This is a genomic window from Nonomuraea sp. NPDC059007 (assembly GCF_042740555.1).
Classification (GTDB): domain Bacteria; phylum Actinomycetota; class Actinomycetes; order Streptosporangiales; family Streptosporangiaceae; genus Nonomuraea.
On sequence record NZ_JBHYJD010000002.1, the window covers coordinates 501,352 to 522,192 of the forward strand.

General features: G+C 71.1%; 21 protein-coding genes and 1 pseudogene. 10 read left to right on the forward strand and 12 right to left on the reverse strand.

Translation table 11 applies throughout. From position 1 onward, the window contains the following. Positions 1–112: 112 nt before the first annotated feature. Both ACFWY5_RS05185 and ACFWY5_RS05190 read left to right on the forward strand, forming a co-directional pair. Entirely contained in the window at positions 113–1,081 is a 969-nt protein-coding gene (locus ACFWY5_RS05185) for a LacI family DNA-binding transcriptional regulator (RefSeq protein WP_379630584.1), read from the forward strand. Between the two features lie 14 nt (positions 1,082–1,095). Beyond that, positions 1,096–1,950, forward strand: coding sequence for a bifunctional methylenetetrahydrofolate dehydrogenase/methenyltetrahydrofolate cyclohydrolase (locus ACFWY5_RS05190; protein ID WP_379610079.1), 855 nt, complete (start codon positions 1,096–1,098; stop codon positions 1,948–1,950). Here ACFWY5_RS05190 and ACFWY5_RS05195 read toward each other — a convergent pair. Genes ACFWY5_RS05195 through ACFWY5_RS05205 form a run of 3 tightly spaced genes read right to left on the reverse strand, consistent with a single transcriptional unit; the run spans position 1,924 to position 3,988 of the window. Then, the gene (locus ACFWY5_RS05195; protein ID WP_379610078.1) at positions 1,924–2,709 is read right to left on the reverse strand and encodes an ABC transporter permease; all 786 of its coding nucleotides are present in this window, start codon (positions 2,707–2,709) and stop codon (positions 1,924–1,926) included. The genes ACFWY5_RS05190 and ACFWY5_RS05195 overlap by 27 nt on opposite strands. Next, a complete protein-coding gene (locus ACFWY5_RS05200; RefSeq protein ID WP_379630585.1) occupies positions 2,706–3,620 on the reverse strand; it encodes an ATP-binding cassette domain-containing protein in 915 nt (304 codons plus the stop codon). The genes ACFWY5_RS05195 and ACFWY5_RS05200 overlap by 4 nt, the downstream gene beginning before the upstream one ends. Then, complete coding sequence (locus ACFWY5_RS05205; RefSeq protein WP_379630586.1) at positions 3,617–3,988, reverse strand: helix-turn-helix transcriptional regulator; 372 nt, start codon at positions 3,986–3,988, stop codon at positions 3,617–3,619. The genes ACFWY5_RS05200 and ACFWY5_RS05205 overlap by 4 nt, the downstream gene beginning before the upstream one ends. A gap of 64 nt (positions 3,989–4,052) precedes the next feature. On the opposite strand from ACFWY5_RS05205, the gene ACFWY5_RS05210 reads away from it, so the two are divergent. Further along, complete coding sequence (locus tag ACFWY5_RS05210; protein ID WP_379630587.1) at positions 4,053–5,117, forward strand: winged helix DNA-binding domain-containing protein; 1,065 nt, start codon at positions 4,053–4,055, stop codon at positions 5,115–5,117. On the opposite strand, the gene ACFWY5_RS05215 is transcribed toward ACFWY5_RS05210, so the two are convergent. Both ACFWY5_RS05215 and ACFWY5_RS05220 read right to left on the reverse strand, forming a co-directional pair. After that, the gene (locus tag ACFWY5_RS05215; RefSeq protein WP_379610074.1) at positions 5,111–5,533 is read right to left on the reverse strand and encodes a nucleoside deaminase; all 423 of its coding nucleotides are present in this window, start codon (positions 5,531–5,533) and stop codon (positions 5,111–5,113) included. The genes ACFWY5_RS05210 and ACFWY5_RS05215 overlap by 7 nt on opposite strands. Continuing rightward, positions 5,530–6,372 carry an LLM class flavin-dependent oxidoreductase gene (locus tag ACFWY5_RS05220; RefSeq protein ID WP_379610073.1) on the reverse strand — a complete coding sequence of 281 codons (843 nt, stop codon included), beginning with the start codon at positions 6,370–6,372 and terminating at the stop codon, positions 5,530–5,532. Before ACFWY5_RS05220 ends, ACFWY5_RS05215 begins: the two co-directional genes overlap by 4 nt. Before the next feature lie 93 nt (positions 6,373–6,465). Here ACFWY5_RS05220 and ACFWY5_RS05225 point away from each other — a divergent pair, with 93 nt between their 5' ends. Further along, entirely contained in the window at positions 6,466–6,915 is a 450-nt protein-coding gene (locus tag ACFWY5_RS05225; protein WP_379610072.1) for an Lrp/AsnC family transcriptional regulator, read from the forward strand. On the opposite strand, the gene ACFWY5_RS05230 is transcribed toward ACFWY5_RS05225, so the two are convergent. Both ACFWY5_RS05230 and ACFWY5_RS05235 read right to left on the reverse strand, forming a co-directional pair. Further along, a complete protein-coding gene (locus tag ACFWY5_RS05230; protein WP_379610071.1) occupies positions 6,912–7,769 on the reverse strand; it encodes a MurR/RpiR family transcriptional regulator in 858 nt (285 codons plus the stop codon). The genes ACFWY5_RS05225 and ACFWY5_RS05230 overlap by 4 nt on opposite strands. After that, the gene (locus ACFWY5_RS05235) at positions 7,766–9,181 is read right to left on the reverse strand and encodes a glycoside hydrolase family 3 protein (RefSeq protein WP_379610070.1); all 1,416 of its coding nucleotides are present in this window, start codon (positions 9,179–9,181) and stop codon (positions 7,766–7,768) included. The genes ACFWY5_RS05230 and ACFWY5_RS05235 overlap by 4 nt, the downstream gene beginning before the upstream one ends. A 91-nt stretch (positions 9,182–9,272) precedes the next feature. On the opposite strand from ACFWY5_RS05235, the gene ACFWY5_RS05240 reads away from it, so the two are divergent. Further along, positions 9,273–10,799 (forward strand): glycoside hydrolase family 10 protein, encoded by a 1,527-nt coding sequence (locus ACFWY5_RS05240; protein ID WP_379610069.1) that lies wholly within the window; start codon positions 9,273–9,275, stop codon positions 10,797–10,799. A gap of 8 nt (positions 10,800–10,807) precedes the next feature. Further along, complete coding sequence (locus ACFWY5_RS05245; protein ID WP_379630588.1) at positions 10,808–11,923, forward strand: anhydro-N-acetylmuramic acid kinase; 1,116 nt, start codon at positions 10,808–10,810, stop codon at positions 11,921–11,923. On the opposite strand, the gene ACFWY5_RS05250 is transcribed toward ACFWY5_RS05245, so the two are convergent. After that, the gene (locus ACFWY5_RS05250) at positions 11,918–12,562 is read right to left on the reverse strand and encodes an FHA domain-containing protein (protein WP_184957917.1); all 645 of its coding nucleotides are present in this window, start codon (positions 12,560–12,562) and stop codon (positions 11,918–11,920) included. The genes ACFWY5_RS05245 and ACFWY5_RS05250 overlap by 6 nt on opposite strands. A 291-nt stretch (positions 12,563–12,853) precedes the next feature. Here ACFWY5_RS05250 and ACFWY5_RS05255 point away from each other — a divergent pair, with 291 nt between their 5' ends. After that, entirely contained in the window at positions 12,854–13,966 is a 1,113-nt protein-coding gene (locus tag ACFWY5_RS05255) for a citrate/2-methylcitrate synthase (RefSeq protein WP_379610067.1), read from the forward strand. Beyond that, positions 13,914–14,252, forward strand: coding sequence for a DUF3017 domain-containing protein (locus ACFWY5_RS05260; RefSeq protein WP_379610066.1), 339 nt, complete (start codon positions 13,914–13,916; stop codon positions 14,250–14,252). The genes ACFWY5_RS05255 and ACFWY5_RS05260 overlap by 53 nt, the downstream gene beginning before the upstream one ends. Positions 14,253–14,294: 42 nt before the next feature. Here ACFWY5_RS05260 and ACFWY5_RS05265 read toward each other — a convergent pair whose 3' ends face one another. Beyond that, on the reverse strand, positions 14,295–16,496 hold the full coding sequence (locus ACFWY5_RS05265; protein ID WP_379630589.1) for an NADP-dependent isocitrate dehydrogenase: 2,202 nt from the start codon (positions 16,494–16,496) through the stop codon (positions 14,295–14,297). A 190-nt stretch (positions 16,497–16,686) separates the two neighbouring features. Between ACFWY5_RS05265 and ACFWY5_RS05270 the strand changes: the two genes are divergently transcribed. Beyond that, positions 16,687–17,712, forward strand: a complete 1,026-nt coding sequence (locus ACFWY5_RS05270) for a polysaccharide deacetylase family protein (protein WP_379610064.1) — start codon at positions 16,687–16,689, stop codon at positions 17,710–17,712. Here the strand turns inward: ACFWY5_RS05270 and ACFWY5_RS05275 are convergent. Together ACFWY5_RS05275 and ACFWY5_RS05280 are read right to left on the reverse strand one after the other, a co-directional pair. After that, the gene (locus ACFWY5_RS05275) at positions 17,709–18,644 is read right to left on the reverse strand and encodes a hypothetical protein (protein ID WP_379630590.1); all 936 of its coding nucleotides are present in this window, start codon (positions 18,642–18,644) and stop codon (positions 17,709–17,711) included. The two genes, ACFWY5_RS05270 and ACFWY5_RS05275, sit on opposite strands and share 4 nt — an antisense overlap. Next, entirely contained in the window at positions 18,641–20,053 is a 1,413-nt protein-coding gene (locus ACFWY5_RS05280) for a hypothetical protein (RefSeq protein WP_379630591.1), read from the reverse strand. Before ACFWY5_RS05280 ends, ACFWY5_RS05275 begins: the two co-directional genes overlap by 4 nt. A 68-nt stretch (positions 20,054–20,121) precedes the next feature. Here ACFWY5_RS05280 and ACFWY5_RS05285 point away from each other — a divergent pair, with 68 nt between their 5' ends. Further along, positions 20,122–20,625 (forward strand): hypothetical protein, encoded by a 504-nt coding sequence (locus ACFWY5_RS05285; RefSeq protein WP_379610061.1) that lies wholly within the window; start codon positions 20,122–20,124, stop codon positions 20,623–20,625. Positions 20,626–20,640: 15 nt separating this feature from the next. On the opposite strand, the pseudogene ACFWY5_RS05290 reads toward ACFWY5_RS05285, so the two are convergent. Then, positions 20,641–20,841: pseudogene (locus ACFWY5_RS05290) on the reverse strand (IS5/IS1182 family transposase); the annotation flags it as partial.

Consider the following 20,841-nt stretch of genomic DNA (forward strand, 5'->3'; position numbering starts at 1 on the left):
TTGAATGACAACGATGTCATTCTGGCTGGCCAGGCACATCCCCTACCCTTACCCGAAACCGCTGTCCGATCCGAGGTCCCCGTTGTCAGCACCGCTCCACCGCCGTCCGACCATGAAGGACGTGGCCCAGGCCGCGGGCGTCGCCCTGAAGACCGTCTCGCGCGTCGTCAACGGCGAGTCCACGGTCGCCCCCGACACGCTCGACCGGGTCAGGCAGGCCATCCACGAGCTCGGCTACCGCCGCAACGAAGGCGCCCGCCAACTGCGCCAAGGCCGCTCCCAGGCGATCGCCATGGTCGTGCGCGACATCGCCGACCCGTTCTTCGCCGCCATCGGCCGCGCCGTCGAGACCCGCGCGGAGACCGGCGAACTCGTCGTCATGATCGGCTCCAGCCACGACGAACCCGCCCGCGAGCGCGAGGTCGCCCTCGGCTTCTGCGCCCGCCGGCCCAACGCGCTCATCATCGCGCCCATCGCCAAACGGCAGGACTACCTCCTGCCCGAGATGGCCGACGGGCTGCCGGTCTGCGCCGTGGACCGGCCGGCCCAGGGGATCGCCTGCGACGCCGTACTGTCGGACAACACCGGCGGCATCCGCGCGGCCGTCGGCCACCTCGCCGCCTACGGCCACCGGCGCATCGGCTACCTCGGCGACGACCCCGCCGTCTTCACCTCCCGCGAGCGGGTGGCCGGCTTCCGCGCCGCCATGGCCGCACGCGGCCTGCAGGTCAACGAGGACGAGGTACGGCTCGGCGCCCCCACCCCCTCCTCGGTCGGCGCCGCCCTCCGGACCCTGCTCGACCCGTCCGACCCCGTGACCGCGCTGATCACCGCCAACAACCGCCTGACCGTCGAGGCCCTGCGGCAACTGGACCACGTCCAGGACCGGCCCGCCCTGGTGGCCTTCGACGACCTCGAACTCGGCGAACTGCTCCGCCCGGGGCTGACCGTCGTCGCCCAGGACCCGGAGGCCATCGGCAACGCCGTCATGGACCTGCTGGCCTCGCCGCACCCGGAACCCCGCGAGGTCCGCATCCCCGTGACGCTCATCCCGAGAGGCTCGGCGGAGTTCCCGCCGTGACAGGATGGCGAGCCATGACGGCAGTGAAACTCGACGGCAAGGCCACCGCCGCGAAGATCAAGGCGGACCTGGCGACCAAGGTGGCCGCCCTGAAGGACAAGGGCATCACCCCCGGACTCGGCACCGTCCTGGTGGGCGAGGACCCCGGCAGCCAGATCTACGTCGCGGGCAAGCACCGCGACTCCGAGGAGATCGGCATCACCTCGATCCGCGTGGACCTGCCGGCGACCGCCACGCAGGCCGAGGTGGAATCGGCCATCGACGAGCTCAACGCCGCGCCCGAGTGCACCGGCTACATCGTCCAGCTCCCGCTGCCGAAGCACCTGGACACCATGGCGCTGCTGGAGCGCATGGACCCCGCCAAGGACGCCGACGGCCTGCACCCCGTGAACCTGGGCCGCCTGGTCCACATGGTCGACGCGCCGCTGCCCTGCACCCCGCACGGCATCGTGCTGCTCCTGCAGGAGTACGGCATCCCGCTGAAGGGCGCCGACGTCTGCGTGGTGGGCCGCGGCATCACCGTGGGCCGCTCGCTCGGCCTGCTCCTGACCCGCAGGAGCGAGAACGCCACCGTCACCCTGTGCCACACCGGCACCCAGGACCTGGCCGGGCACGTCAGAAGGGCCGACATCGTGGTGGCGGCGGCGGGCGTCCCCGGGCTGATCACCGCCGACATGGTGAAGCCTGGCGCGGCCGTCCTCGACGTGGGCGTCTCCCGGGTGGATGGCAAGATCGCCGGAGACGTGGCACCCGACGTCGCCGAGGTGGCCGGCCACCTCACCCCCAACCCCGGGGGCGTGGGCCCCATGACGCGCGCTCTCCTGCTGTCCAACGTGGTGGAATCAGCCGGACGTACGGCGCAGCCGTAGCACGGCCAGGGTCATGAAGACCGCGGTCAGGGCGAGGATCCAGACCGCGGTGACCAGGGCGGCCTCGCCCGCCTCCCGGCCGGAGAACCAGGCGCGGAGCGTGTCGATCATCGCGGTGACCGGGCTGTGGTCGGCGAAGGCGCGTACCGGGCCCGGCATCGTGGCGGTGGGGACGAACGCCGAGCTGACGAAGGTGAACGGCAGCACCCAGACCAGTCCCATGCCCTGGGCCGCCTCCCCGCTCCTGGCCATCAGCCCGATCCACGCCGCCACCCAGGAGAAGGCGAAGCCGAACGCCAGCAGCAGCCCGAAGCCCGCCGCGATCCGGCCGGGCGAGCCGTGGAAGCGGAAGCCGACCAGCAGCCCGCAGCCGAGCATGACGGCCAGCGTGATGACGCCGCGCAGCACCTCGGAGGCGATGCGGCCGAGCAGCACCGACGAGCGGGTCATGGGCAGCGAGCGGAAGCGGTCCATGACGCCGTTTCGCATGTCCTCGGCCAGGCCGACGGCCACCGCGCCGATCGAGCTGAACAGGATCATCTGCACGAAGACGGCCGGGATGAGCGCCTGCACGTAGTCGCCGCCGGGCACCTCGATCGCGCCGCCGAAGACGTAGGCGAACAGCAGGATGAAGACGACGGGCTGGATCAGCGCGTACATGAGCAGCAGGCCGGGGGCGCGCACGATGCGCCTGGTGTTGCGGCCGGCCATCAGCCAGGCGTCGCGCAGCCACCATCGCGGTCCGGTCAGCCGGTTCACCGGTCTCCTCCGGTGAGGGCGAGGAAGGCGTCGTCGAGGGTGGGGCGGCGCAGGGCCAGGCCGGTGATGGGCACTCCGGCGGCGTCGAGGTCGCGCAGCAGGCCGGGCAGCACGCTCCCGGCCACGGGGACGGTGAGGGTCTCGCCCTCCAGGGTGGGGCGGGCGCCGTACCTGCTCATGACCTCGGTCGCGGCGGGGGCCTGGCGGGGGTCGGCGAGGACGACCTCGGCGCGCGCGCCCCCGGCGCGGGCCTTGAGCTGTTCTGGGGTGCCGGTGGCGATGGCCCTGCCCCGGTCGATGACGGTGACGGCGGAGGCCAGGCGGTCGGCCTCCTCCAGGTATTGGGTGGTGAGCAGGATCGTGGTGCCCTGCTCGGGCAGCCGCCGGATGGCCGACCAGAGGGTGCGGCGCGAGCGCGGGTCGAGGCCGGTGGTGGGCTCGTCGAGGAAGAGCGCGCGCGGCCGGGTCATCAGGCTGGCGGCCAGGTCGAGGCGGCGGCGCATGCCACCGGAGTACGTGCCGGCCCGGCGTCCGGCGGCCGCGCCCAGGTCGAAGGCGGCCAGGAGGTCGTCGGCCAGGCGGTGGGCCTCCTTGCGCGACAGGCGGTAGAGACGGCCGACGAGCACGAGGTTCTCGCGCCCGGTGAGCAGGTCGTCCACCGCCGTGAACTGCCCGGTCAGCCCGATGAGCGCACGCACCTGGTACGGCCGCGCCGTCACCGACCTGCCGCCCACCTCGGCCCGCCCGGAGTCCGGCCGCAGGAGCGTGGCCAGAATTCTGATCAGCGTCGACTTGCCCGCCCCGTTGGGCCCGAGCAGCGCGGTGATCGAGCCCTCCGGCACGTCCAGGTCGAGCCCGTCCAGGGCGAGGACGCCCCGGTAGGCCTTGCGGAGGTTCTCCACGAGGATCATGGGGCTCCGTCCCGGCACAGGGCGTCGATGAGCTTGGCCAGTGCCCGCTGCGCGCTGGCCGAGGCGCGCGGCCCGACGGCGGCCAGCGAGGCGACCAGCGCGGACGCCTCGCCGGGTGTGAAGATCAGCGGCGGCAGCACGGAGCGGGCGTCGATGGCGTAGCCCCCTCCGGGTCCGCGCCGGGAGACGACGGGCACCCCGGCCTCCAGGAGATCGGCGAGGTCACGCTCGATCGTGCGCGCGCTCACGCCCAGCCGGCCGGCCAGCGACCCGGCGGAGAGCGCCCGGGGCGCGGTGGCCCTGAGCTCCTCGATCAGCCGGTGCTGGCGTTCGACGCGGGGGACCAGCGCGTGGATGCTGATGAGCATGACTCCACGCTAAGGAGCGGTACCCGACAATCCCATGTCGGCCTTCGCTGCTACTAATGACGATATGACGCCGATTTCCCTACGCCAGCTCAACCGGACCCTGCTCGAACGCCACTTCCTGGCCGAGCGCACCGACCGGCCCGTGATCGACGTCATCCGGCACGTGGTGGTGTTGCAGGGCCAGGAGCCCAACTGGCCGTACGTCGGGCTGTGGTCGCGGGTGGAGGGTTTCCGCCGCGCCGACCTGGAGTCGTTGGTCGCCGACCGCACGGTGGTGCGCTCGGCGATGGTGCGCAGGACCATGCACCTGGCCGACGCCGCCGACTTCGCGTGGCTGCGGCCGAGCGTACGGCCCATCGTGGAGGTGGCGCTCACCCACCCCTACTACGCCGACGAGATCGCCGGAGTCGACCTGCCCGCGCTGGCCGAGGCGGGCCGGGCGGCGCTGACCGGGCGCAGCCTCACCCGGGGCGACCTGGCCGCCCTGCTCGCCGAGCGCTTCCCGGTGCCGGTGCCCAGGCGGCTGGCCGACGCGGTGGAGCTGCTGCTGCCGCTGGTGCACACGCCGCCGGCCGCGGTGTGGGGACGGTGGGGGAACCGGTCGGGCATCGAGATGGCGCTGGCCGAGGAGTGGACGGGCCGGCCCATGGAGCAGGGACCGGCGCTGGAGACGCTGGTGCTGCGCTACCTCGCCGCGTACGGCCCGGCCACCGTGATGGACGTGCAGGCCTGGGCCGGCGTGACCCGGCTGCGCGAGATCGTGGACCGGCTGCGGCCGAAGCTGGCGGTGTACGAGGGGCCGGACGGCAAGGAGCTGTTCGACCTGCCCGGCGCGCCGATCGCCGACCCCGACCGGCCCGTGCCGGTGCGGTTCCTGCCGGCCTTCGACACCGCGCTGCTCGGCCACCGCGACCGCACCCGGGTGATCAGCGAGGAGCACCGCAAGCGGTTCGCCAAGGGCGCGTCAGGCGGGGTGCCCATGTTTCTGGTGGACGGGTTCGTCCGCGGCACCTGGTCGGTCGCCGGGCAGGACCTGGTCGTGAAGCCGCTGACGCCGCTGTCGGACGAGGAGGACGCCGCTGTGGCCGAGGAGGCGTCGCGCGTGCGGGAGTTCATCCGGGCTCAGTAGTAGCCCTCCACCGGGACGCGGGCCTCGTCGAAGAGCGCCGGGCCCTCCAGGCGTACCTCCACGGAGGTGACGACCGACTTGAGGCCGTCGAGCTGGGCGCCGGACAGCGCGTAGACGACCCGGCCGAGGCCGGAGCGCTCGATCGCGCCGGTGCACATGCCGCAGGGCTGGCAGCTCGTGTACATCGTCGTGGCCGCCGCGGTGGCCGGGTCGAGCTCGCGCGCCGCCCAGCGGGCGAGCTTGAGCTCGGGGTGCGCGGTGATGTCGCGGTCGGTGATCGTGGTGTTGTGATCCTCGACCAGGACGCTGCCGTCGGCCGCGGCCAGCAGCGAGCCGAAGGGCGGGTTGCCCGAGGCCCTGCCCTTGGCCGCCAGCGCGATGGCGCGGCGCAGCAGGCTTTCTTCGTCGGGTGTCACAGGTGCTCCCATCGTGCGGAGACGGTGGCCAGGGCCTGCCAGGCCACCTCTGGGTGAAGGGTCTCGTCCGGGTCGCCGTTGAACGGGTCGAGCAGGACGCTCTGGGCGCCGAGCGCGCGCAGTTCTTCCAGGTCGCCGAGGATCTGGCCGATCGTGCCGACGCCCGCCGGGCGCTCCTGGCCGGTCTCGGGGGAGTCGGTCAGCCGCAGGACGATGCGCGGGGCCAGCGCGGGCGCCGGCCGTTCGAGCTCGTCGGCGAGTTCGCGCAGCCGCGACAGGCGCTCGCGCAGCGCGGCCGGGGTGAGCCGCAGCGGGTGCCAGGCCTCGCCGAGCAGCACCGCCCGGCGCAGCGCCGCGTCGGCGCTGCCGCCCACCCAGATCGGGATGTCCCCCTCGCCGTAGTCGCCGGTGTCGGCCCAGGCCGCGCGGATGGTCCGCAGGTGCTCGTCGGTCAGCTTCCCGCGGCTCTGGTACGGCACGCCGAGCGCCTCGAACTCCTGCCGGGCCCATCCCGCGCCCACACCCAGCACGAACCGCCCGCCGCTGAGCCGGTCGAGGTTGGCCGCCATCCGGGCGACCAGCAGCGGATGCCGGTAGGGCACGATGAGCACGGTGGTGCCGAGCCTGACCCGCTCGGTCACCCCGGCCAGCCAGGACAGCGTGGTGAAGGGCTCGTAGAAGGGCGCGGGATACTGCGCGGCCACGTCGGGCGTGATGGCCACGTGGTCGGAGACCATGAGCAGCCCGTATCCGAGCCCCTCGACGGTCCGTGCCCATCGCCGGAGAATGTCAGGATCGGTGCCGGGCCCGAAGTTGGGTACGTTGACGCCAAGTTCCACGTGATCAGGCTATCCACGGGCGACCTGGGGCCGGAAGGCCGACCCAACGGCATCCGCCGCCGATCACCGGGAATCCGCCGGTATTTTGGACCCATGGCCGTGAATCTCGACGCCACCGACTGGGCGATCCTGGCGGAGCTCCAGCGCGACGGGCGCATCCCCCTGTCCGAGCTGGGCCGGCGGGTCAGCCTGAGCGCCTCGGCCACCACCGAACGGGTCCGGCGCCTGGAGTCGACCGGCGTGATCACCGGCTACTCCGCCGCGGTCGACCTCGCGGCGGTCGGCTACGCGGTCCTCGCCATCGTGCGCCTGAAGTACCCGGGCAGCCGCCACGAGCCCCTGCACCGGCTGCTCGGTCAGCGCCCGGAGATCCTGGAGTGCCTGCGCACCACGGGCGACGACTGCTACGTGATGAAGGTCGCCGCCTCCTCGATGGCGCACCTGGAAGAGATCGTCAACGACCTGGCCGAGTTCGGCAGCGCCAACACCAACCTCGTCTACAGCCAGACCCTGCCCTACCGGGGCCCGAACCCCCGGCGCTAGCGGCCCTGGTAGCGGTCGGTGGCCTCCCGCGTGGCGCGGATGGCGGCGTCGGCGCTCTCGTAGGTGCGCTGGGCCAGGCCGACGAAGATGCAGTCCACGATGAGCAACTGGCTGATCCGGCTGGCCAGCGCGCCCGGCCGGAACGCCGTCTCGCGCCCGGCCGAGACCAGCGTGTGGTCGGCCATGTGGGCCAGGGACGAGCGCGGGTTGTTGGTGATGGCCACGAGCGTGGCCCCGGCGTCCTTCGCGGTCTTCGCCGGGACGAGCACGTCCGGGGTCTCGCCGCTGCAGCTGATCGCCACCACCACGTCGTTCTCGCGCAGCAGGGCGGCGCTGGTCAGCGCCAGGTGGGCGTCGCAGAACGGGTGGGTGGACAGGCCTATGCGCAGGAGTTTCTGCGACATGTCGGTGGCGACCAGGCCGGAGGCGGCCACGCCGTACACGTCCACGCGGCGGGCCCTGACGATGGCCGCCACGACCTCGTCGAGCTGGTCGGGGTCGAGCTGGGCGGCGGTGTCGGCCAGCGCCTCGTACTCGGCCCTGGCCACCTTGGCGATCACGTCGGTCAGCGGGTCGTCGGGGCCGAGGTCGCCGGGCACCAGCCGTTCGGGCTCCTTGGCCACCGCGGCGGCCAGCGCGAAGCGCATCTGCGAGTAGCCGGCGAAGCCGAGCGCGCGGGCGGTGCGCACGATCGTCGCCTCACTGGTGCCGGAGACCGCGCTGAACTCCGTGATCGTGCTCCTGACCACCAGCCCGGGATCATCCAGGATGATCTTGGCGATGGCCTGGGCGGCGGGGGTCAGCGACGGCAGTACGGCCCGCACCGCCGCCACCGGATTGGCCGGCTCGCTCACGTGGTGAGCCATTCCGCCGCGGCCTCGGCCGAGACGCGTGAGAGCCCGTTGGTCGCGACGAACGCGGCGCCCGCCGGTTCGCCGGGAATGCCGGTGTCCACGACGACCGCGTCCGGGCGCACCCGCACGGCCTGGGCGATCCGCTCCCTGACCCAGGCGTGCCGCGCCGAGTCGTGCACCACGAGCACCACGGGCCGCTCGTCGAAGGCGGGCAGCTCGCCCTCGGCGGCCATCACGACCCGCTCGGTGCCGGGCAGCCGGGCCGCGAGCGCCGCGGTCAGGCCGGTCGGCGTCGAGGGGTCGACGGCCTGGTTGAGCCGCGTGTTGACCTCGACGACGAGCGGCGCCCCGGCCAGCGTGGCGGCGCCGGTGACGGTCAGCGCCGCCCTGGCCGCCTCCAGGCCCACGCCGGGGTCCTCGGCGGCAGAACGGTCCTGCTTGCCGTACCACTCGGCGATCGCGCGCACCCGCGCGGCCGCTTCCGCCAGGCGCGACTCGGCCAGCTCGCCAGAGCGCACGGCGGCCGCGATGGCGTCGCGCAGTTCGTGCAGGCCGTGCTCGGTGGTGATGCCGACGCAGATGGCGTCCACGCCCGCGGCGAGCGCGCGCACGGCGATCTCGCCGGGTGTGTAACGGGCGGCGACGGCCTTCATCTCGATCGCGTCGGTGACGAGCATGCCGTCGAAGCCGAGCTCCTCACGCAGCAACCCCGTCAGCACGGTACGGCTCAGCGTCGCCGGCAGCGACGGGTCCAGGGCGGGCACCAGCAGGTGGCCGCACATGACCGAGCGCACCCCGGCGGCGATCGCCGCGCGGAACGGCGGCAGGTCGCGCTCCCACAGCTCCTCCACGGAGGCGTGCACGGTGGGCAGCGCCAGGTGGGAGTCGGTGATGGTGTCGCCGTGGCCGGGGAAGTGCTTGGCGCAGGCGGCGACTCCGGCGCCCTGGAGACCGCGGATGTAGGCGACGGCGTGCCTGGACACCAGGTCGGGGGTGGGGCCGAAGGAGCGGACGCCGATGACCGGGTTGGCGGGGTTGGCGTTGACGTCGACGGAGGGCGCGTAGTCGAGGGTGACGTCGGCCTCGGCCAGCATGCGGCCGATCTGCCTGCCGACCCGTTCGGTGAGCGCCTCGTCGTCGGCCACGCCGAGCGCGCGGTTGCCGGGGAAGGAACTGCCCGTCCTGGCCTCGAAGCGGGTGACGACGCCGCCTTCCTCGTCGACGGCGATCACGGTGTCGGGGTTCTCGGCGCGGATCTGGGGGATGAGGCGCTCGCTCGGGAGGTTGCGGGCGAACAGTACGGCGCCCCCCAATCCCTCGCCGAGCGCCCTGCGCAGCCAGTCGGGGGCGGTGGTCCCCTCGAAGCCAGGCTGGAGCACGGCCATGGCGAGTCGGTGGAGGTCAGGCGACATACGGCATTTTCCTTCACAATCGTTGATCTGAAGGTAATTTTCTGTCATCGTCGCCCCAGACACAACCACTTCCCGAGAGGCCACCCCCCCAATGCCCAGCAGACGGACCGTTTTCAAGGGTCTCGCCCTCGCCGCCGCAGCCTCCGTCGTCCCCCTGCCCGCCTTCGCCGCCACCGACTATGTGCCGCCGTTGCGTCAGATGCGCGGCATGTGGATCGCCTCCGTGGTGAACATCAACTGGCCCTCGAAGAAGGGGCTGTCGGTCGAGGAGCAGAAGGCCGAGTACCTGGCCTGGCTCGATCTGGCCGTCGAGCGCAAGCTCAACTCGGTGTTCGTGCAGATCCGGCCCACGGCGGACGCGTTCTGGCCGTCGCCGTTCGAGCCGTGGTCGGAGTGGATCACCGGGGTCCAGGGGCAGGACCCGGGCTACGACCCGCTCGGCTTCGCGGTCGAGGAGACCCACAAGCGCGGCCTGGCCTTCCACGCGTGGTTCAACCCCTACCGGGTCTCGATGCAGCCCGACCCGGCCAAGCTCCACCCCGACCACCCCGGCCGCAAGAACCCCGACTGGATCCTGCCGTTCGGCGGCAAGCTCTACTACAACCCGGGCATGCCCGAGGTCCGCAAGTTCTGCCAGGACGCGATGCTCGACGCGATCACCCGCTACGACATCGACGGCCTGCACTTCGACGACTACTTCTACCCGACCAACACCGCGGCCTTCGACGACAGCGCCGCCTTCGCCAAGTACGGCGCGGGCTACCCCGACCTGGCCGCCTGGCGGCGCAACAACGTCGACCTCATGGTCTCGGAGATGCAGCAGCGCGTACGGCAGGCCAAGCCCGAGGTCTCCTGGGGCATCAGCCCGTCGGGCATCTGGCGCAACAAGGCCAGCGACCCGCTCGGCTCCGACACCGCCGGCGGCCAGTCCTACGACGGCCTGCACGCCGACACCCGCGGATGGGTGAAGAAGGGCTGGCTCGACTACATCGCGCCGCAGCTCTACTGGTACATCGGCCAGCCGCCGGCCGACTACGCCAAGCTCGTGCCCTGGTGGTCGGACGTGGCCAAGGGCACCGGCACCCTGCTGTGGATCGGCCAGGCCGCGTACAAGGCGGGCGACCCCGCCCAGGCGCCGCAGTGGCAGGAGCCGGGTGAGCTGTCCAAGCACCTCACGCTCAACCGCAACCACCCGGAGATCAGCGGCGACATCTGGTTCAGCGCCGGGGACGTCCGGGCGGACCGCCTCAAGTCCGTCACCACCGCGGTCAACGACCACCACCAGCGGCCCGCGCTGGCGCCGCTGCTGCCGCGCCTGGCCGGCGGGCGCGCGCCCGGCCGCCCGGTGCTCGCGCTGGCCCGCAAGGTCAAGGACGGGGTCGAGGTCAAGATGGTGGCGACCGGGCGCGAGGAGCCGTTCCAGTTCGCGGTCTTCCGCTCCGCCTCCCGGCTCACCTCCTTCGAGGACGCGCGCAACCTGGTGGCCGTGGTGCCCGGCGACCGGATCGTGCGCTGGACCGACCCGGACGGCAAGCGGGGCGACTACTACTACGTGGTGGCGGTGGACCGGGTGAGCAGGACGTCCCGGCCCAGCAACCCCTTCCGAGTGGTGTTTTAGGGAGATTTATGCGGGTTCTTGGGTTGATGTCGGGGACCTCCCACGACGGAATCGACAGCGCCATCGTCGACTGGTCGATGGAGGACGGCCTGCTCACCGGGACGATCCTCGCCACCGGCGAGCGGCCCTACCCCGGCGGCCTGAGAGCCCGCATCGTCGCCGCGCTCCCGCCCGGCGACGTGAGCATGGGTGAGGTCTGCGCGCTGGACACGCTGATCGGCCAGGAGTTCGCCGAGGCCGCCCGAGCCGCCGGGCCCGCCGACCTGATCTGCTCACACGGGCAGACGTTCTTCCACTGGGTCTCCGGCGGGCAGGTCCTGGGCACGCTCCAGCTCGGCCAGCCCGCCTGGATCGCCGAGCGCACCGGGCTGCCGGTCGTCTCCGACGTACGCGTGCGCGACGTGACCGCCGGTGGGCAGGGCGCGCCGCTGGTGTCCTACCTCGACCTGCTCATGCTCAACGGGATCGAGGGCCGCTCGGGGGCGCTCAATCTCGGCGGCATCGCCAACCTGACCGTGGCCGGGGCGGCCATCGCCTACGACACCGGGCCGGCGGGCGCGCTGATCGACGCGGCGGCGCCGCCGTACGACAAGGACGGGGTGCTCGGCGCTGCCGGGACGGTGGACGAGGGCCTGCTGGAGGTACTGCTCGCCGAGCCGTACTACCGCAGGGCGGCGCCCAAGACGACGGGCAAGGAGCTGTTCACGCCCGGGTACGTGCGGCGGGCGCTGGCGGGGCGCGCGGAGATCGCGCGGCCCGACCTCGTGGCCACGCTGACCGCGCTCACGGCCGAGACCGTGGCCGCCGAGATCCGGCGGCACGAGCTCGACACCGTCGTCGTCTCCGGCGGCGGCGTGCGCAACCCCACGCTCATGGGCATGCTGCGCGCACGCACGACGGCCCGCCTCGTGCCCAGCGACGAGGTGGGCGTGCCCTCGGACGCGAAGGAGGCCATCGCCTTCTCGCTGTTCGGCTGGCTGACCGCGCACGGCCTGCCGGCCACCGTGCCCAGCTGCACGGGTGCAGCCGGGCCACGTGTCCTGGGCACGATAACGCCGGGCTCCGGGCCACTCGTGCTGCCGGAACCCCTCGCCGAAGCCCCGGTAGCGATCCGATTCCTATGAAGCCCTGCGCCCCGCCGCCGATGGTTGCTCGGTGGGGGAGCCTGACCGCTGTGGCGGCACCACGGGGGTGGGGCGGACCAGACCCAGCGCGACGACCTCGTTGGCCAGCCGCGTGCGCCGGTTGGTGCCCTCAGGGATTCTGAACTTCTGGTACAGCCGCAGCAGGTGCTGCTTGACCGCGGCTTCGGTCACCACCAGGTCGTCGGCGATCTCCCTTGCGGTCGCCGGTGCGACGAACGCCTCGTCCGACAGCGCGGGGCGGCACAGGGAGGTCAGCACGTCGACCTCTCTGCGGGTCAGCTCGGGGGCCGCCGCCCTTCTCAGCTCCACCTCGGGGGTGAAGTCCTCGCGCGGAACCCCGCCGATCCGGCCACGCGCGGCGCCGAAGGAGACGACGTCGCCGTCGTCGAGAACCCTCCGGGCGATCGGCCTGCCGTTCACCCGCGTGCCGTTGCGGGACAGCCCCAGGTCAACGACGTACAGGTAGGGTCCTCTCCGGACGAATTCGGCATGGAGCCGAGACACGCTGGGATCGGTGAGTCGGATGTCGACACCGCGACCTCTGCCGACCGTCGTGATCTCGGGGCGCAACGGGACGACCTCGCCAGTGTCCTCGATGCGTATGAACGGCCCCTCCACGGCAGTTCCCTTCCGTTAGCGGACGCAGCGTGAGACGGCGGCAGTTCCTCCTCGGGTAGCCCGCCGTAACTATTACTACAGCTCCGGCTTACCCAAACGAGGGGATGCGGAATCGCCTTTGCCATAAGGAGAATCCGGCGTGAAATTGGTCTGGACCTTTGCGGACGGTTTTGCCAGCTCACGGGTAGACTTCCAGGCACGATAAGCGGAGGAAACACTCGTGGCGGGACATCTGCCACGAAGAGCGGATAACTCCGCCACAACCGCGAGCGGAGCGAGCCAAGGAGCACGATGGACAAGCCCACCAAAGGCCTGGCCGACGTCGTAGCCGCGTCCACAGCGCTCAGCGACATCGACGGGAAGGCCGGCCGTCTGTTCTATCGGGGATACGACATCCACGATCTGGCCGGCCGAGCGACGTTCGAAGAGACCGCCCATCTGCTCCAGCGCGGTACGCTCCCCAACCGCGCCGAGCTCCAGGCCTACGGTGACGAGCTCGTCACCGGGCGCGAACTGGGCCCGCTGGTCTCCGCCAACGTCGCGGAGATCGCCGAGAAACAGAAGCCCATGGAGGCGTTGCGCTCGCTGGTGTCGCTGGCCAGCGCCGACGACCCCGACCGCGACTCCATCGAGCCGGAAGCCGACCTGCGCAAGGCCGCCCGGCTGACCGCCCAGCAGCCGCTGCTGGTCGCCCGCTACCACGCCGCCCGCTCGGGCAAGGGTGTCCCGGAGAGCGACCCCGCCCTGAGCATCGCCGGCAACTTCCTGCACCAGGTGACCGGCCGTACCCCTTCCCCGCGCGAGGCGGAGATCTTCGACGCCTGCCTGGTGCTGCACGCCGACCACACGATGAACGCCTCGACGTTCGCCGCCCGCGTCTGCGCCGCGACGCTGTCGGACATGCACTCGGCCATCGTGGCCGCGATCGGCACGCTGAAGGGCCCGCTGCACGGCGGCGCCAACGAGCAGGTCATGAAGACGCTGGAGTCGATCTCGCCCGACGGCGTGGCCCAGACCGTACGCGACAAGCTGGCCGCCGGCGAGAAGATCATGGGCTTCGGCCACCGCGTCTACAAGACCGAGGACCCGCGCGCCACGCACCTGCGCCGGATGTCGGAGGAACTGTCCGGCGACGAGCCGAAGTTCTACCGGATGTCCAAGGAGATGGAAGAGGTCGTCTTCGAGACCAAGGGCCTCTACCCCAACGTCGACTTCTACGCCGCCTCGGTCTACCACTACCTGGGCATCCCGACCGATCTGTTCACACCGGTCTTCTCCATCAGCCGCATGTCCGGCTGGACCGCCCACGTGATCGAGCAACACGCGGACAACCGGCTCATCCGGCCCGATAGTGAGTACATCGGGGAACGCGACCAGAAGTGGAAGCCGATTGACGAACGATGATCAGAAGTGGGGGCCGTTTCCGCTGATTCTGGCGGGAGCGGCCCTTGCCATGCTCACGATCTTCTTCGTGGACGGCGAGTGGGGCGCGTTCGCGCTCGGCGCCGTGCTGATGGTCGCCGCCGCCCTGCGTTTTTCCGGGTACGGCGGGCTCATGGCGATCCGGACGAGGAAGACCGACATGGTGGTCTACGGGGGATTCGGCGTGGGCCTGGTGGCCGTCGCCATGTTCCTGGAATACGGCGGCGTGCTCAAGCCCGCCGTTCTCCAGTTCCTCGGGGGAGGATGACAGAGGGCGGCGGGCCGGAGCCCACCGCCCTTCCGATGTCGCCTAGAGGCTCTCGATCGCCTGGTTGAAGGTCTTCGAGGGCCGCATCACCGCCGCGGCCTTGGCCGGGTCGGGCTGGTAGTAGCCGCCGAGGTCCACCGGCGAGCCCTGTACGGCCAGCAGTTCCGCCGCGATCGCCTGCTCCTGCTCGGCAAGGGTCTTGGCCAGACCGGCGAACGCCGCCGCCACCACGGCGTCGTCGGTCTGAGTGGCCAATTCCTGAGCCCAGTACAGGGACAGGTAGAAGTGACTGCCGCGGTTGTCGATCGAGCCCAGCTTGCGGGCCGGCGACTTGTTCTCGTTGAGGAACGTCGCGGTCGCCCGGTCGAGCGTGTCGGCCAGGATCTGCGCCCGCGCGTTGTCGGTCGTGCGCGCCAGGTGCTCGAAGCTGGCCGCCAGCGCCAGGAACTCGCCCAGGCTGTCCCAGCGCAGGTAGTTCTCCTTGACCAGCTGCTGCACGTGCTTGGGCGCCGAGCCGCCGGCGCCGGTCTCGAACAGGCCGCCGCCGCTGAGCAGCGGGACGATCGAGAGCATCTTGGCGCTGGTGCCCAGCTCCAGGATCGGGAACAGGTCGGTCAGGTAGTCGCGCAGCACGTTGCCGGTGACCGAGATCGTGTTCTCGCCCTTGCGGATGCGCTCCAGCGAGAAGCCGATCGCCTCGACCGGGGCCATGATCTCGATCTGCAGGCCGCTGGTGTCGTGCTCGGCCAGGTAGCCGTTGACCTTCTCGATGAGGCTGGCGTCGTGGGCGCGGGTCGCGTCGAGCCAGAACACCGCCGGGTCGCCGGTGGCGCGGGCGCGGGAGACGGCCAGCTTCACCCAGTCCTGGACGGGGATGTCCTTGGTCTGGCACATGCGCCAGATGTCACCCTGGCTGACCGCGTGCTCAAGGACGGTCTCGCCGCCGGAGTTCACCACGCGTACGGTGCCGGTGGCCGGGATCTCGAAGGTCTTGTCGTGGCTGCCGTACTCCTCGGCCTTCTGCGCCATGAGGCCGACGTTCGGGACCGAGCCCATGGTCGCCGGGTCGAGGGCGCCGTGGGCACGGCAGTCGTCGATGACGACCTGATAGATGCCGGCGTAGCTGCTGTCGGGGATGACGGCGAGGGTGTCGGCCTCGTTGCCGTCGGGGCCCCACATGTGGCCGGACTGGCGGATCATCGCCGGCATCGAGGCGTCGACGATGACGTCGCTCGGCACGTGCAGGTTGGTGATGCCGCGGTCGGAGTCGACCATGGCCAGCGCCGGGCCTTCGGCGAGCTCGGCCTCGAACGACGCCTTGATCTCGTCGCTCGCGCCGCTGAGGATGCCGCCCAGGCCGTCGTTCGGGCTGAGGCCGGCCTGCGCGAGGGCCTCGCCGTACTGGGCGAAGGTCTTCGGGAAGAAGGCGCGCACCACGTGGCCGAAGATGATCGGGTCGGAGACCTTCATCATCGTGGCCTTGAGGTGGACGGAGAAGAGCACGTCCTCTGCCTTGGCGCGGGCGATCTGCGCGGTGAGGAACTCGCGCAGGGCGGCCACGCGCATGACCGAGGAGTCGACGATCTCGCCGGCCAGCACGGGTACGGACTCCCGCAGGACCGTCGTGGTGCCGTCGTCGCCGACCAGCTCGATGCGCAGCTCGGTGGCCTCGGGCAGGATCGCGGACTTCTCGGAGGAGCGGAAGTCGTCGGCGGTCATGTGCGCCACGTCGGTCTTGGAGCTGGGCGACCACGCGCCCATCCTGTGCGGGTGCTGCTTGGCGTAGGCCTTCACCGAGGCGGGGGCGCGGCGGTCGGAGTTGCCCTCGCGCAGCACCGGGTTGACGGCGCTGCCCTTGACCTTGTCGTAACGGGCGCGGATGTCGCGCTCCTCGTCGGTCTTCGGGTCCTCGGGGTAGTCGGGCAGGTCGTAGCCCTGCTGGCGCAGCTCGGCGATGGCCGCCTTCAGCTGGGGGATCGAGGCCGAGATGTTGGGCAGCTTGATGATGTTCGCCGCGGGGGTCTTCGCCAGCTCGCCGAGCTCGGCCAGGGCGTCGCCGATGCGCTGGCTCTCCGTGAGCCGCTCGGGGAAGCCGGCGATGATCCGCCCGGCCAGGGAGATGTCCCGACTTTCCACCCGCACTCCGGCCTTGGCGGCGTACGCCTGGATGACCGGCAGGAACGAGTACGTGGCCAGCGCTGGGGCCTCGTCGGTGTGCGTGTAAATGATGGTCGAATCAGTCACCGGATGTCCGCTCCACGTCTGAGATTGCTTGACATCAAGATATCCGGTGGCCGCGCCGCCCGCGACCTGGCCGTGGCCGCCTCGGGCCCCCGGCTTGGTGATCTCTTTTGGAGCGGTTCGGAGTGGTTCCGCGGAGCGATGGGGAGGTCACAGGGCGTAATTGACGATCGCGTCATGAGGGAGGTTCCCGATGCGTCTGGGTGTTCTCGGGTTGGTCGCGGTGGGCGCGATCGTCGGCGGTTGCGGCTCGCAGCCGGCCGTGCAGACGGTCAGCAAAGCCGACGCCGCCATGAAGGTGCAGCAGGCCAAGCAGGCCAAGGCCGCCGCCGCGGCCAAGGTCAAGGCCAACGAACTGGGCCAGGTCCCGGTGCTCATGTACCACCGGATCGTGAAGAACCCCGGCTCCGACGACGACAGGACGCCGGAGAAGTTCCGCGCCGACCTGGAGCGGCTGGTACGCGACGGCTACGTGCCCGTCACCGCGGCCGAGTACGTGACCGGAAAGATCGGCATCCCCGCCGGCAAGCACCCCGTGGTGCTCACCTTCGACGACTCCTCGCCCTCCCAGCTCGCCCTGGACGACCTCGGCGTCCCCAGGGCCGACACGGCGGTCGCCATCCTTCAGGATGTGGCGGCGAAGAACCCAGGCTTCCGCCCCGTGGCGACCTTCTACGTCACCCGCGACATGTTCGGCAAGTCCCTGAAGGAGGAGCAGGCGCAGACGCTGCTCTGGCTCAAGGACAACGGCTTCGACATCGGCAACCACACGCGCGACCACGTCAACCTCGGCACCCGCTCGCAGAAGGAGGTGGCCGAGCAGATCGCCGCCATCCGTCAGCAGGTGCACTCCCTCGCCTCGCAGGACCCGGTGACGCTGGCCCTGCCGTACGGGAGCCAGCCGCGTAAGAAGGAGTGGGCGCTGCGCGGCAAGGGCAGCGACGGGGCCTACAACCACAGCGGCGTCTTCCTGGCCGGGTACACGCCCGCGCCGGCGCCCTACACCAGGACGTTCGATCCGCTCGGGATCCCGCGGATCAAGGCGATGGACAAGAAGGGCGACTGCTCCCAGTTCTGCTCGACGGCCTGGCTGGACTGGCTCAAGAACAACCCGGACATGCGCTTCACCTCCGACGGTGACGCCGAGACCGTGGCCTTTCCCAAGTTCAAGGCGCCGTTCCTGCGCAAGAACTTCACCGCGCGGGCGCTGCCGTACTAGGTCAGGCGGCCGATGACCGTGGACAGGCCCCGCTCCTCGACGCCTCCGGGGAGCGGGCGGCCGGTGGTCAGGTCGATGATCGTGTAGGCGATGCGGCTCGCGGGGCCGCGCAGCCGTACCAGGAGGGTGTCCTCGCCGGTCCAGCGCAGGATCGCGGTGATCGTCCAGCCTTCGGGCAGGCGCGGGGTCACGGAGCGCTCCCTGCTGATCAGGATGCTCGTCGTGGTCACGGACGTGGGCGTCACCTCCCTCGTCAACGTGGCGAACTGGCGGCCCGAGGGTGACAGGACGCCGTCGGAGGACAGGTCGCCGGGGGCGGTGAACCTGCGCAGCCTCCTGCCCTCGGGCGAGCTGACGGTGAAGAAGGTGACGCTGACCTGGCCCGGTGTTCGGTCGTCGGGTTTCAGCGTGGAGGTGATCACGCCGCTGGACGTCCAGCCGCGCGCCTCGCCGTTCAGCCGGTGTACGCGGCCCGTGGCCAGGTCGGCGACCTCGCGCCCGACGGCCAGATGGCGGCCGTCGAGGGAGAAGATCGGCTCCTGCTCGCCCCTCACCGGCAGCGGCGTGACCGTGCCGGTCATCAGATCGTGCAGGACGTATCCCCTGCCACGCCAGTAGGCGGCGCGGGTGCCGTCGTCGCTGAGCACGAACGTGTCCTCCCCGCTCGCGCCGGGCAGCCACCACTGCTCGCCGCGCGTGGAGACCAGATGCCACCGCGGGCAGGGGTCGCTCTGGTCGGGGCAGTCCGGCTGGTAGGCGTAGCGGATGGGCGCCGGGGCCGGGCCCTTGAGCTCGGTGGCGGGGGGCAGGGTAGCGGTGGCGCCGGGCATGCTCCTGGCCATCGGCGGGTCCTGATCGTGCTGCTGCCAGACGGGAAGCACGACCCACGCCGCGATCACGAGCGCGCCGGCGGCCAGCCCTCCGCGGATCACGTGACCCTCCCCGCGACCACGGTCTGGCGGGGATCCGGCCACTCCTCCAGGCGCCGCGCCGTGCCGGTCCGCGGGTCGATCAGGTAGTGGCCGGACATGTCGGGCTCCTCCATGCCGGCGCGCAGCAGCAGCCGCCGGCCGTTCGCGGACCATCCCAGCAGGGCGAGCTCGTAGCTGTGGCCGGGGAGTTTGAGCGGCTCGCGGGTGAGCACCTTGGCGGTGGCCGGGTCCATGGTCAGCACGTCGGCCGAGGTGACGACGGCGAGTGTCCTGCCGTCGGGCGAGAGCCGTACGTCGAGGGAGGGGTCGAAGGGCGCGCGGGACACGACCTTGCCCTGCGGGTCGAAGGTGACGAGCTCGGTGGTGAGCGCGCCCGGCAGGGTGCGGCGGCCGGCGGTCGCGACGATCCGGCCGCCGCCGATGCCGATCACCCGGGCCACTCCGGGCAGGGGCGTGGCCGATCCGGTGGGCGTGTGGACGAGCGTGGTGCCGACCGTGGCATAGGCGCCGTCGTGGGAGAGCACGATCTCGCCGGCGCCGGCGATCTCACGGACGTCCGTCTTGCGCAGGTCGCGGTGGACGAGCTTGCCCGTGCCGAGCTGCCGGTAGATCAGATGGAAGCCGTCACCGCTGAGCGCGAGGGGTCCGCGCGTGTCGGCCTCACCGAACCTCGTTTCCCTGTTGGTCTCTGAAGAGAGCGCCCATCTGACGGGGTCACCCACGATCCTGGCGAACTGGACCGGACCCCGGGGCGGGGCCGGGGCGAGCGTCACCGGCCGCACGGGCGTCGGCAGTTCGGCGGAGATGAAGCCGAAGGCCGGCCAGAGCGCCGCCGCGATCCCGAACGCCATCAGCGTCCTGGCCGAGCTGATCCGGGCGGCGAACTCGGCGCCGACCAGGTCGCTGGTCCCCGCGGGCACCGCACGCCGGTGCAGGTCTCTCAGCACCAGATGTACGGCCAGCAGCACGAAAGCCGGAATCGCCACCCAGATCCGATCGGGCATCGCCATCTCCCGGAAGAACGACCTGACCACGAGCACCGCCAGGACGCCCCAGCACAGGAGCGCGGACAACCGCCAGCCGATGGTGAGCGCCCGCGGCGTGAGGCGGAGCCGTTCTCCGAAGAATCGGGGCCGGGCGGCGGCGAGCTGGATCTCGGAGACGAGTACGCCGGCGAGCCAGCCGTACAGCAAAAAGGGGAAATTCAGATTTCCCAGGAAGTAGAGGGAAAGGGCGCCGCCCGCGGCCAGTCCCGCGCCCCGCCACGAGCGGACCGCGCGCAGGTAGGCGATGGTGTTGTCGCCGTTGTAGGGCGTGATCGTCAGCCGGTGGCGCCTGGCGAAACGATCCAGGTTCGGGTGGGGAAGGGATCGCGCGCTCAGTGCCAATCCAGCGATGACGGCTAACACACCAATGGCTGTAAGTATCAGCAATGGTGGACTTTCGTCATAGCCCGGAAAAATAGCAGAATACCGACGTGATTCCGAATGAGGTCTGGGACCGGCTCAATCCGTCGGCGGCGGTGGTGCGCGCTCGACGGCCGGTCACGATCGGCATCGCCCTGACGCTGCTGCTCGCCCTCGGCTGGGGAATGACCCCGAGGATCACCTACCACGAGGGCGATACGGCGAGAGGCATGCTCGTCCGCGACGAACTGGGCAGGGTCCACGGGCGTATCGACGCCATGACCCATACCTTCACCAATGAGGCCATCTATCCGATCACCCTGACCGGAGCGGGTGTGCGGGCCGAGCACTTCAGGATCGCCGGCGCCGCGCTGCCACGGGTCGTGCCCGCGGGCGGCAGCGTCGAGGTCGACGTTCTCGTGGAGTACACCTCCTGCCTGGAGGCGGCGGCGGAGACGGCTCCGGTGATCCTCGAGGTGTCGGCCTGGTGGGGCAGCGCGCAGGTGGTCGCGAGCATGGAAGATGAGGCCACGGGCGCCCGATGGAGCGAGCGTTTCAAAGAAGAAGGCTGCTAGGAGCTGTTTCTTAGATCAGGTGCGGAGCCAGATGGCCAGCGCTGCCAGGGTGACGGTGCCGTGGAAGATGTAGGCGCGTTTGTCGTATCGGGTGGCCACGGCTCGGAAGTTCTTCAGCCGGTTGATCGCCCGTTCGACGACGTTGCGCGCTTTGTAGCGTTCGGCGTCGAAGCTGGTGGGCCGTCCTCCGGCCGAGCCGCGCCGGCGGCGGTGGGC

Bases quoted from the DNA above. Each gene is read 5' to 3' on its own strand.
- ACFWY5_RS05235 (WP_379610070.1), bottom strand. From the start codon at position 9,181: ATGTCGCCTGACCTCCACCGACTCGCCATGGCCGTGCTCCAGCCTGGC.
- ACFWY5_RS05240 (WP_379610069.1), top strand. From the start codon at position 9,273: ATGCCCAGCAGACGGACCGTTTTCAAGGGTCTCGCCCTCGCCGCCGCA.
- ACFWY5_RS05270 (WP_379610064.1), top strand. From the start codon at position 16,687: ATGCGTCTGGGTGTTCTCGGGTTGGTCGCGGTGGGCGCGATCGTCGGC.
- ACFWY5_RS05255 (WP_379610067.1), top strand. From the start codon at position 12,854: ATGGACAAGCCCACCAAAGGCCTGGCCGACGTCGTAGCCGCGTCCACA.
- ACFWY5_RS05245 (WP_379630588.1), top strand. From the start codon at position 10,808: ATGCGGGTTCTTGGGTTGATGTCGGGGACCTCCCACGACGGAATCGAC.
- ACFWY5_RS05200 (WP_379630585.1), bottom strand. From the start codon at position 3,620: ATGATCCTCGTGGAGAACCTCCGCAAGGCCTACCGGGGCGTCCTCGCC.
- ACFWY5_RS05205 (WP_379630586.1), bottom strand. From the start codon at position 3,988: ATGCTCATCAGCATCCACGCGCTGGTCCCCCGCGTCGAACGCCAGCAC.
- ACFWY5_RS05185 (WP_379630584.1), top strand. From the start codon at position 113: ATGAAGGACGTGGCCCAGGCCGCGGGCGTCGCCCTGAAGACCGTCTCG.
- ACFWY5_RS05210 (WP_379630587.1), top strand. From the start codon at position 4,053: ATGACGCCGATTTCCCTACGCCAGCTCAACCGGACCCTGCTCGAACGC.
- ACFWY5_RS05190 (WP_379610079.1), top strand. From the start codon at position 1,096: ATGACGGCAGTGAAACTCGACGGCAAGGCCACCGCCGCGAAGATCAAG.
- ACFWY5_RS05225 (WP_379610072.1), top strand. From the start codon at position 6,466: ATGGCCGTGAATCTCGACGCCACCGACTGGGCGATCCTGGCGGAGCTC.